The 10,466-nt window shown below is 62.9% G+C and carries 7 protein-coding genes; 5 read left to right on the forward strand and 2 right to left on the reverse strand.

What is annotated here, in order from left to right; translation table 11 throughout:
- Window positions 1-115: 115 nt before the first annotated feature.
- Window positions 116-1,987 carry a methyl-accepting chemotaxis protein gene (locus AB5Y50_RS20565; protein ID WP_041215693.1) on the reverse strand — a complete coding sequence of 624 codons (1,872 nt, stop codon included), beginning with the start codon at window positions 1,985-1,987 and terminating at the stop codon, window positions 116-118.
- A 252-nt stretch (window positions 1,988-2,239) separates the two neighbouring features.
- On the opposite strand from AB5Y50_RS20565, the gene prfB reads away from it, so the two are divergent.
- Together prfB and lysS are read left to right on the forward strand one after the other, a co-directional pair.
- A protein-coding gene (gene prfB, locus AB5Y50_RS20570) for a peptide chain release factor 2 (protein ID WP_102948437.1) occupies window positions 2,240-3,338 on the forward strand; the annotation gives its coding sequence in 2 pieces (ribosomal slippage) (window positions 2,240-2,314 and window positions 2,316-3,338; 1,098 coding nt in all).
- Between the two features lie 77 nt (window positions 3,339-3,415).
- Window positions 3,416-4,894: a lysine--tRNA ligase gene (gene lysS, locus AB5Y50_RS20575; protein ID WP_235687612.1), complete on the forward strand. Its 1,479-nt coding sequence runs from the start codon at window positions 3,416-3,418 to the stop codon at window positions 4,892-4,894.
- Window positions 4,895-5,025: 131 nt separating this feature from the next.
- Here the strand turns inward: lysS and AB5Y50_RS20580 are convergent, their stop codons facing one another.
- Complete coding sequence (locus AB5Y50_RS20580) at window positions 5,026-5,823, reverse strand: PhzF family phenazine biosynthesis protein (RefSeq protein WP_080990041.1); 798 nt, start codon at window positions 5,821-5,823, stop codon at window positions 5,026-5,028.
- A 198-nt stretch (window positions 5,824-6,021) separates the two neighbouring features.
- On the opposite strand from AB5Y50_RS20580, the gene AB5Y50_RS20585 reads away from it, so the two are divergent.
- The 3 genes from AB5Y50_RS20585 to AB5Y50_RS20595 are packed head-to-tail and all read left to right on the forward strand — an operon-like array spanning window position 6,022 to window position 10,317.
- Window positions 6,022-7,809 (forward strand): assimilatory sulfite reductase (NADPH) flavoprotein subunit, encoded by a 1,788-nt coding sequence (locus AB5Y50_RS20585; protein WP_052816091.1) that lies wholly within the window; start codon window positions 6,022-6,024, stop codon window positions 7,807-7,809.
- Entirely contained in the window at window positions 7,809-9,521 is a 1,713-nt protein-coding gene (gene cysI, locus AB5Y50_RS20590) for an assimilatory sulfite reductase (NADPH) hemoprotein subunit (RefSeq protein ID WP_052816093.1), read from the forward strand. Before AB5Y50_RS20585 ends, cysI begins: the two co-directional genes overlap by 1 nt.
- Window positions 9,511-10,317 carry a phosphoadenylyl-sulfate reductase gene (locus AB5Y50_RS20595; protein WP_010675432.1) on the forward strand — a complete coding sequence of 269 codons (807 nt, stop codon included), beginning with the start codon at window positions 9,511-9,513 and terminating at the stop codon, window positions 10,315-10,317. Before cysI ends, AB5Y50_RS20595 begins: the two co-directional genes overlap by 11 nt.
- The last annotated feature ends 149 nt before the right edge of the window (window positions 10,318-10,466 follow it).

Below are 10,466 nucleotides of genomic sequence, written 5' to 3' on the forward strand. Positions count from 1 at the left end.
CCCCTGGACGCTGCCCCGACCCTCACCAAGGGGCCGACGACAGGCAACAAAAAGCCCCGCACCAAGGTGCGGGGCTTTTTACTGACGCCACGGTAGGACTGCGGCCTGACCTTCCTTACAAAATGAAGGTCGACACCTGCTGGTTCAGGTTGGTGGCACGCCCCTTGAGGTTGTGCGCCTGATCCAGGTCGCGCATGGCGGAAGCGGTGATCTCGTCGCTCACATCCTTGATGGCGGTGGTGTTCTGGGTGATTTCACCGGTCACCTGGGTCTGCTCCTCGGCGGCGGTGGCGATCTGGCCCGCCATGTCGGAGATGAGGCTGACGGCCTGGGTGATCTCCTCCAGGGCCGCAGCGGCAGCGTCGGCATCCTTCACGCTGTTGTCCGCCAGCCCCTGGCTGGTCTGCATCAGGCTCACCGCGCGGGCCGTGGTCTGTTGCAGGGTTTCGATGGTGGACTGGATCTCCTGAGTGGAATCCTGGGTACGGCGCGACAGCACCCGCACCTCGTCCGCCACCACGGCGAAACCGCGGCCCTGTTCGCCGGCACGGGCCGCTTCGATGGCCGCGTTCAGCGCCAGCAGGTTGGTCTGCTCGGCGATGCCCTGGATGGTGGAGAGGATGCCGGAGATGGCCTGAGCGTGACGGCTCAGCTCGCCGATGACGCCGGTCGCCTGCCCCACTTCCTCGGCCAGGTTGTTGATGGACTGGCGAGTCTGGTTCACCAGGATCTTGCCCTGTTCACTGCTCTGGGCGGATTGCTGGGCGGCGGCAGCGGTGTTCTCGGCGTTGCCCGCGATCTCCATGGTGGCACTTGCCATCTCGGTGACGGCGGTGGCGACCATGGTCACCTCCTGTTGCTGGCGCTGCAGCTCTTCCACCGCGGCCTGGTTGGTCACCAGACTGCGTTCGGCATCGGCGTTCAGCTCGTTGGCAAGCTGACGGATGTTGGCGATGAGCTGATGCTGGCTGCCCACGAAGCGGTTGAAGCTGCCGGCGAGCTGGCCCACTTCGTCATTGGCGTCGATCTTGATGCGCTGGGTCAGATCGCCGTTACCGTCTGCGATGCGGGCCAGGGCCTGGGACACCTTGGTGAGGGGGCCGAGCAGCAGGCTGACCAGCCAGGAGATGGCCAGGATGCTGCCCACCAGCACCAGCAGGGCCAGGCCGAGCTGGGTCATCAGCAGGGAGGAGAGCGGCGCCTCCAGGGTGCTCTTGTCCAGTACCAGCACCAGCTCCCAGTCGGTGTCCGGAATGTCCGTCGCCCACAGCAGCTTGTCACGCCCCTCATTGTCGAAGAAAGCAGGCACCAGGCTGTTGCTCGCCTTGCTCTGCTCGATCAGGGCATTGGTCAGATCGTTGTCGATCTCGCTGGCTGGCTTCATCGCCTTGGCCGCATCCTTGTAGGCGATGACGGTACCATCCTTGTGCATCAGGATGGCGAAGCCGTCCGCCGGCAGCTTCATCTTGGTGATGTCATCCACCAGGGAGGCGATGGAGAGATCCCCCCCCACCACGCCGCCCTGGGCTGGCTGGGCCAGGGTCACCACCAGGATGTTGTAGGCCACGTCGAGGTAGGGTTTGGTGACGATCATGCCGCCCTTGGCCATGGCTTCCTGATACCAGCCACGGGAGCGGGGATCGTAACCGTCGCGGTTGATGGAGGGGTCGGAGTCGTTCATCTTGCCGCTGCCCTCACCAAAATAGGTGAGCTGGAAACGGCCGGACACCTGGGCCTGTTGCAGGGCGTTGAGGGGCTCGGCACCGGCCTTGTTGCCAAGGGCCTGGATAACGTCACGACGGGCCGCGAGCCAGTCGCTGACGCTGGCGGCCTGCTGGCTGCCAAGGCGTTGCACCTGTTCCTGACTGCCTTGCAGCAGCATGGACTTCTGGCTGGTGTAGCTCTGCCAGGAGAGCAGCAGGATCACCAGTGACAAGGCGATGACCACAGACAACAGTATCTTCTGCTTGAGTGATAGGTTTTTCATCGTGTTTTCTTCTTGTGGGGGTCGGGAACAGGATCAATCGGGAGTGCGTGGCACTGTGTGTTGTTAGCGGCCAATCCGCGCAAAACTGAAGCGGAGAATGGCGTGAGTGACGATATTTTACGCGGAAATTTTAAAAATGCTGCGGAAAATTGGAGCAGGAAAAAGAGCGGTGCCAGCCAACCCTGTTTATTCCTTCTGCAATTGGCTAGAATATCCCGTTTTTAAATCACATCGACCCCGAGAGTTTTCACGATGTTTGAAGTCAATCCTGTATTAAACAAGCTTAAGGAGCTGTCTGAGAGGACCGAGCTGCTTAGGGGGTACCTTTGACTATGACGCCAAGAAAGAGCGTCTAGAAGAGGTCAATGCCGAGCTGGAACAGCCGGATGTCTGGAACGAACCCGAGCGCGCACAGGCGTTGGGCAAAGAGCGTGTCTCCCTGGAGAACGTCGTCAGCACCATCGATACCCTGACCCAGGGCGTCGATGACGTCGAGATGCTGGTCAGCTTGGCCGTCGAAGGTGAAGACGAAGAGACCTTCAACGAAGCCGTGGTCGAAGCGGACGAGCTGGAGGCCAAGCTGGTGGATCTCGAGTTCCGTCGCATGTTCTCCGGTCAGCACGACGGTTCCGACTGCTACATCGACATCCAGTCCGGTTCCGGTGGCACCGAGGCCCAGGACTGGGCCAACATGGTGCTGCGCATGTACCTGCGCTGGGGCGATGCCCATGGCTACAAGCCCGAGCTCATCGAATGCTCCGAGGGCGACGTGGCCGGCATCAAGTCCGCCACCATCAAGTTCACCGGCGAGTATGCCTTCGGCTGGCTGCGCACCGAGACCGGCGTGCACCGCCTGGTACGCAAGTCGCCGTTCGATTCCGGCGGCCGTCGCCACACCTCGTTCTGCTCCGTGTTCGTCTACCCCGAGATCGATGATGACATCGAGATCGAGATCAACCCGGCTGATCTTCGCATCGACGTCTACCGAGCCTCCGGTGCGGGTGGTCAGCACGTCAACCGGACCGAGTCCGCGGTGCGTATCACCCACGTGCCGACCGGCGTGGTGGTGCAGTGCCAGAACGACCGTTCCCAGCACAAGAACAAAGATCAGTGTATGAAGCAGTTGAAGGCCAAGCTCTACGAGCTGGAAATTCAAAAGCAGAACGCTGAGAAGCAAGCCCTCGAAGAGACCAAGTCCGACATCGGCTGGGGCAGCCAGATCCGCTCCTACGTACTGGATGATTCCCGTATCAAGGATCTGCGCACCGGCGTCGAAACCCGCAATACCCAATCGGTACTCGACGGCGACTTGGACAAGTTTATCGAAGCCAGCCTGAAATCAGGCCTGTAAACAGAGCAGCAGGAATCACCATGTCTGAACAAACCACCACCCCGGAAGTCGACCAGACTCTCGAACTGAACAACGAGATGCTTGAGCGTCGCTCCAAGCTGGCCGCCTTGCGCGCCCAGGGCAACCCCTTCCCCAACGACTTCCGTCGTGACAGCCTCTCCGGCGATCTGCACGCCGAATTCGGCGACAAGAGCAATGACGAGCTGGTCGCCCTGGGTAAACAGGTGAAGATTGCCGGTCGCATCATGACCCGCCGGATCATGGGCAAGGCGTCTTTCGCGACCCTGCAGGACATGGCTGGCAAGATCCAGATCTACGTGACCCGTGACGATCTGCCGGAAGGCTTCTACAACGAGCAGTTCAAGAAGTGGGATCTGGGTGACATCGTCGGTGTCGAGGGCACCCTGTTCCGCACCAACGCCGGTGAGCTCTCCGTACACGTCTCCACCATCCGCCTGCTGACCAAGGCCCTGCGCCCGCTGCCCGAGAAGCACAAGGGTCTGACCGACCAGGAAGCCCGCTGCCGCCAGCGTTACCTGGACCTGATCGCCAACGAAGAGTCCCGCAAGACCTTCGTGACCCGTACCAAGGTCGTGGCCGGCATCCGCAAGTTCCTGAACGACAAGCGCTTCATGGAAGTGGAAACCCCCATGATGCAGGTCATCCCGGGTGGCGCCTCTGCTCGTCCGTTCATCACCCACCACAATGCGCTGGACATCGACATGTACCTGCGTATCGCTCCGGAACTCTATCTGAAGCGTCTGGTGGTCGGTGGTTTCGAGCGTGTCTACGAGATCAACCGCAACTTCCGTAACGAAGGTATCTCCGTTCGCCATAACCCCGAGTTCACCATGCTCGAGTTCTATATGGCCTACGCCGACTACATCGACCTGATGGATCTCACCGAAGAGATGCTGCGCACCCTGGCGCAAGACATCCTGGGCGACACCAGGATCCGTTACGCCAAAGAGGGCGAAGAGGGTCTGACCATCGATTTCGGTCAGCCGTTCCAGCGTCTCTCCATGGTTGACTCCATCCTGAAGTACAACCCGGATGTGACCCGTGACGATCTGGCGACCCTGGAGAAGGCCACCGCCGTCGCCAAGCGCCTGCACATCGAGCTGATGAAGAGCTGGGAACTGGGCCACGTGATCACAGCGATCTTCGAAGAGACCGTGGAGCACATGCTGCTGCAACCGACCTTCATCACCGAGTACCCGGCCGCCGTTTCTCCGCTGGCCCGTCGCAACGACCAGAACCCGGACGTCACCGACCGCTTCGAATTCTTCATCGGCGGCCGCGAGCTGGCCAACGGCTTCTCCGAGCTGAACGATGCGGAAGATCAGGCCGAGCGCTTCCAGGCTCAAGTTGACCAGAAAGCCGCAGGGGACGACGAAGCCATGTTCTACGACGCCGACTTCGTCACCGCGCTGGAACACGGTCTGCCGCCGACCGCCGGTCAGGGTATCGGTATCGACCGTCTGGTGATGCTGTTCACCAACAGCCACACCATCCGCGACGTCATTCTGTTCCCGGCCTTGCGTCCACAAAAGTAAGCGCCGCAGAAACAGGGCCGCAGCAAAACGCTGCCGTCCATGGCAATCAAAACGCCCCGCAATTGCGGGGCGTTTTTTATGACGGACACAACCGGTGGCGAACCTTCAATACGCCACCAACTTGCCGCTTATCAGGCCGGCGGCAGCAGCCACTCCCCCTGCCACAGGGTCAGTGCCCGGCCCGCCATCAGCACCCGCCCCTCCTGCAATTCCAGCCTGAGATCCCCACCCCGGGCCGAGATCTGGCGGGCCCGCAATTGCTGCTTGCCGAGCCGTTCGGCCCAGAAGGGCACCAGGGCGCAGTGGTTGGAGCCGGTCACCGGATCCTCGTCCACCCCGACCCAGGGGGCGAAATAGCGGGAGACGAAGTCGTCCTCCTTCCGGCTCGATGGCGCCGTCACCATGATCCCCCGGCCCGGCAGCGCCCGCAGGGCGTGAAAATCGGGGGTGAGCGCGCGGACCGCCTCCTCGCTGGCGAGCTCAAGCAGGAACTTGGCCCCGGCCGCCAGGGTTTGCAGCGGCTGGCAGCCAAGAGCAACCCCATAGGCCGGCTCCAGAATGAGCGGCGCCAGGGCAATGCGCGGAAAATCGAGCCAGATCCAGCTCTCTTCGCGCCTGGCCACCAGCTCGCCGCTGCGGGTCGCGAAGCGGATAGGCTGATCTTCGGCCACCGCCCCCGTCCGCCACAGCACATGGGCCGCCGCCAGGGTGCCATGGCCGCACAAGTCCACCTCCACTTGCGGGGTGAACCAGCGCAACCCGTAATGCCCCTCTCCCAGTTGGGTCAGAAAGGCGCTCTCAGAGAGGTTGAACTCCGCCGCCATGGCCTGCTGCTCGGCGTCGGGCCGCGCTTCCCCCAGCACCACCACGGCGGGGTTGCCTGCGAAGGGGTGATGGCTGAAGGCGTTGACATGATAGAGACGGGACATGGTTGCTCCTTGAGGCATGAGAGATCCCCGGGACAGGGGGCTCGGCAAGGCCATTTTTATATCACGGGCGCACCGGGGCTGAGATGGATTTTGGCTTTATAAATTCATAAATCGCATAAAGAAGATATTTTTATTCTTTGTTGTTATTCATTACACCCCTTACCCTGACCAAAAATCAGACCATGGAAGACATGTGTGATGCCATTGACAGCCCCCCCCCTGAGCCCGCTCTCTGACGAACAGCAGCGCCAGCTCAACCAAGTTCTCACCACCCTCAATACCCAGCAACTGGCCTGGGTCAGCGGTTATCTCTACGGCCTCTCCCAGGCGGGCGTCCAGCCCGTGGCGAGCGCAGGCGCAGAAGTCGCGGCTCCCGGCGGCAGCCTGACCATTCTCTACGGCTCCCAGACCGGGAATGCCAAGGGCGTGGCCAGCGCCATCAAGGCCCAGGCCGAGGCCCGCAGCCTGCCGGTGACCCTCACCTCCATGGCGGACTACAAACCCAAGCAGCTCAAGAAAGAGAGCCACCTGCTGGTGGTAGTGAGCACTTACGGGGAGGGGGAGCCCCCCGAGAGCGCCGTCGATCTGTTCGAGCAGCTCAAGAAGGGCAAGGTCGGCAAGCTGGAAGGGCTCAAGTTTGCCGTGCTGGGGCTGGGTGACAGCTCCTATGAGTTCTTCTGCCAGACCGGCAAGGATTTCGATGGCTTCCTCGCCAAGGCAGGGGCAGAGCGCATCCATGAGCTAGCTAGCCTCGATGTGGATTATCAGGATGCCGCCAAGGCCTGGGGCGAGCAGGCCGTTGCGGCGGTCGCCGCCACCCTCTCTGCTGGCGCCGCGACCGCCAGCGTGGCGGGCTCGGTGCAGGCCGCCGTCGGCCACAGCCAGTACAACAAGGAGAACCCCTTCCCGGCCAGACTCTCGGTGAACCAGAAGATCACCGGCCGCGACTCTACCAAGGACATCCGTCACATCGAGATCAACCTGGAAGAGTCCGGCATCACCTATCAACCGGGGGACGCGCTCGGCATCTGGTTCGACAACGACGCCGATCTCGTGGGGGAAGTGCTGGCCCTGACCGGTCTGACCGGTGACGAGGCCACCCCCCATGGCAGCCTGCGCGAGGCGCTGACCCGTCACTACGAGCTGACCCGGTTGCACGGGGGCCTGATCACTGGCCTCGCCGAGATCACGGACAACGCGGCGCTGAAAGATCTGGCCGGTGACAAGGCCCAGGTCAACGCCCTGGTGGCCAGCGCCCAGGTGGTGGACGTACTGAAACGCTTCCCGGCTTCCTTGAGTGCCGATCAACTGATCGCACTGCTGCGCCCCCTCACCCCCCGCCTCTACTCCATCGCCTCCGCCCAGAGCGAGGTGGAAGAAGAGGTGCACCTGACCGTCGGCGTGGTGCGCTACCGCCAAGAAGATGGCACAGTGCGAAGCGGCGGCGCCTCCTCCTATCTGGCGGACCGTCTGCCGGAAGATGCCGAGGTCCGGGTGTTCGTGGAGCACAACGACAACTTCCGCCTGCCCGCCAATCCCGACACCCCCGTCATCATGGTCGGCCCGGGCACCGGCATTGCCCCGTTCCGCGCCTTCCTGCAGGAGCGGGAAGCACAGGGGGCAGAGGGCAAGAACTGGCTCTTCTTCGGCAACCCCCACTTCACCCAGGACTTCCTCTATCAGGTGGAGTGGCAGCGTTATGTGAAATCGGGCCTGCTGTCCAAGATCTCCCTGGCCTTCAGCCGGGATCAGGCCAACAAGATTTATGTGCAGGACCGCCTGCGCGAGGCAGGGCTTGAGCTCTACCAGTGGCTGGAAGCAGGCGCTCACTTCTATGTGTGTGGCGACGCCAACCACATGGCGAAGGATGTGCAGGAAGCCCTGCTGGAAGTGATTGCGGAACACGGCCACAAGAGCCGTGAGGAAGCAGAAGAGTATCTGAGCGAATTGCGTCGTGCCAAACGTTATCAAAGGGATGTCTATTGATGAGCAAACAACTTATTCCGGGACCGGTCGAAGGGCCGCTGGCTGACAACGAACGCCTCAAGCGCGAGAGCAACTTCCTGCGCGGCACCATCGCCGAAGATCTGCAGGACCCGCTCACCGGCGGCTTCAACGGCGACAACTTCCAGCTGATCCGCTTCCACGGCATGTATCAGCAGGATGACCGCGACATCCGTCCGGAGCGCGCCGCCCAGAAGCTGGAGCCCCTGCACAACGTCATGCTGCGCGCCCGCCTGCCCGGCGGCATCATCACCCCGGCCCAGTGGCAGGTGATCGACAAGTTCGCCGAAGAACACAGCATGTACGGCAGCATCCGCCTGACCACCCGCCAGACCTTCCAGTTCCACGGGGTACTGAAGCGCGACATCAAGCTGATGCACCAGACCCTCAACAGCACAGGTATCGACTCCATTGCCACCGCGGGGGACGTGAACCGCAACGTGCTCTGCACCAGCAACCCGGTGGAGTCCGAGTTGCACCAGGAGGCCTACGAGTGGGCCAAGAAGATCTCCGAACACTTGCTGCCCAAGACCCGCGCCTACGTGGAGATCTGGCTGGATGGCGAGAAGCTGGGGGGTGACGAGGAGCCGATCCTGGGCTCCAACTACCTGCCGCGCAAATTCAAGACAACCGTGGTCATCCCGCCCCACAACGATGTGGACATCCACGCCAACGATCTCAACTTCGTCGCCATTGCCGATCACGGCAAGCTGGTGGGCTTCAACGTGCTGGTGGGGGGCGGTCTCGCCATGACCCACGGCGACACCACCACCTACCCGCGCAAGGCGAGCGACTTTGGCTTCATTCCGCTCTCCCACGTGCTGGAGGTGGCGGCCGCCGTGGTCAGCACCCAGCGCGACTGGGGCAACCGGGTCAACCGCAAGAACGCCAAGACCAAGTACACCCTTGAACGGGTGGGGGTCGAGGCCTTCAAGGCCGAGGTGGAGAGCCGCGCCGGCATCCAGTTCGGGCCGGTTCACCCCTATGAATTCACCAGCCGTGGCGATCGCTTCGGCTGGGTGGAGGGGATCGACGGCAAGCACCACCTGACCCTGTTTATCGAGAACGGCCGCCTGCTGGACTTCCCGGGCAAGCCCCTCAAGACCGGCATGCTGGAGATCGCCAAGGTGCATCAGGGGGACTTCCGCCTCACCGCCAACCAGAACCTCATCATCGCGGGCGTGCCTGCCGGCGAGAAGGCTCGCATCGAGGCGCTGGCACGCCAGTACGGTCTGCTGGATGACGGCGTGAGCGAGCAGCGCAAGCAGTCCATGGCCTGTGTGGCCCTGCCCACCTGCCCCCTGGCAATGGCCGAGGCCGAGCGCATGCTGCCTGCCTTCGTCACCGACATCGAGGGGCTGCTGGCCAAGCACGGCCTGGCGGATGACGCCATCATCTTCCGGGTCACCGGCTGCCCCAACGGCTGCGGCCGCGCCATGCTGGCGGAAGTGGGTCTGGTGGGCAAGGCGCCGGGTCGCTACAACCTGCACCTGGGGGGCAACCTCGAGGGGACCCGCATCCCGCGCCTGCATCTGGAGAACATCACCGAGCCGCAGATCCTGGCCGAACTGGACGCCCTGATCGGCCGCTGGGCGAGCGAACGCAACCCGGACGAGTGCTTCGGCGATTTTGTCATTCGCGCCGGCATCATCGCCCCGGTTATCGACTCCGCGAGGGACTTCTATGCAGCCTGAACAGACTGATACAGCCCGGCTGGCGCGCACCGCCGACGGCCGGCTCGACCTCGACGCCCTCCTGGCCCTGGGCCGGGAGGAACAGGTCGAGGCGCTGGCCCCCCTCAACCGGGAGCTGGACGCCATGAGCGCCCCCGAGCGGGTGCGCTGGGCCCTGGCCAACCTGCCGGGAGAGCATGTGCTGTCGTCGAGTTTCGGCATCCAGGCGGCGCTCATGCTGCACCTGGTGAGCCGCGAGCGGGCCGACGTGCCCGTGGTGCTCACCGACACCGGTTATCTCTTCCCCGAGACCTACCGTTTCATCGACGAGCTGACCGAGCGTCTCGCGCTCAACCTCAAGATCTACCGGGCCGAACTCAGCCCGGCCTGGCAGGAGGCCCGCTTCGGCCTCCTGTGGGAGCAGGGGGTGGAGGGGATCACCCGTTACAACCAGCTCAACAAGGTGGAGCCCATGGACCGCGCCCTGAACGAGCTGGGTGCCCGCACCTGGTTCTCGGGCCTGCGCCGTGAGCAGTCCGGCAGCCGGGGCAAGCTGCCGGTGCTGGCCATCCAGCGCGGTCGCTTCAAGTTCCTGCCGGTGATCGACTGGAGCAACAAGGACGTCTTCTACTACTTCAAGGAGTTCGACCTCCCCTACCACCCCTTGTGGGAGCAGGGCTACCTCTCGGTCGGCGACGTGCACACCACCGCCAAGTGGGAGCCCGGCATGAGCGAGGAGCAGACCCGCTTCTTCGGCCTCAAGCGCGAGTGCGGCCTGCATGAGGAAGGTGGCGAGAGCGACGGCTCCGGCATCTGATCCCCCGCGGCCCGGCCATGTGCTGCGCCCACAAAAAAACGCCCGGCAACTGCCGCAATGCTGATCAGTTAAGGATCCATTGACCAATCCTTCTGCTGTAGGACAATCCGGAACCAATCACTGGTTCCGGATTTTTTATGTCTATTGCA

Origin of the sequence: Aeromonas sp. s6, from assembly GCF_040907815.1 — a bacterium.
In the GTDB taxonomy this organism is placed as follows: domain Bacteria; phylum Pseudomonadota; class Gammaproteobacteria; order Enterobacterales; family Aeromonadaceae; genus Aeromonas; species Aeromonas caviae.

Excerpts from the sequence above, each read along its gene's own strand:
- cysI (WP_052816093.1), top strand. The coding sequence starts at position 7,809 with ATGAGCAAACAACTTATTCCGGGACCGGTCGAAGGGCCGCTGGCTGAC.
- AB5Y50_RS20565 (WP_041215693.1), bottom strand. The coding sequence starts at position 1,987 with ATGAAAAACCTATCACTCAAGCAGAAGATACTGTTGTCTGTGGTCATC.
- AB5Y50_RS20580 (WP_080990041.1), bottom strand. The coding sequence starts at position 5,823 with ATGTCCCGTCTCTATCATGTCAACGCCTTCAGCCATCACCCCTTCGCA.
- lysS (WP_235687612.1), top strand. The coding sequence starts at position 3,416 with ATGCTTGAGCGTCGCTCCAAGCTGGCCGCCTTGCGCGCCCAGGGCAAC.
- AB5Y50_RS20585 (WP_052816091.1), top strand. The coding sequence starts at position 6,022 with ATGCCATTGACAGCCCCCCCCCTGAGCCCGCTCTCTGACGAACAGCAG.
- AB5Y50_RS20595 (WP_010675432.1), top strand. The coding sequence starts at position 9,511 with ATGCAGCCTGAACAGACTGATACAGCCCGGCTGGCGCGCACCGCCGAC.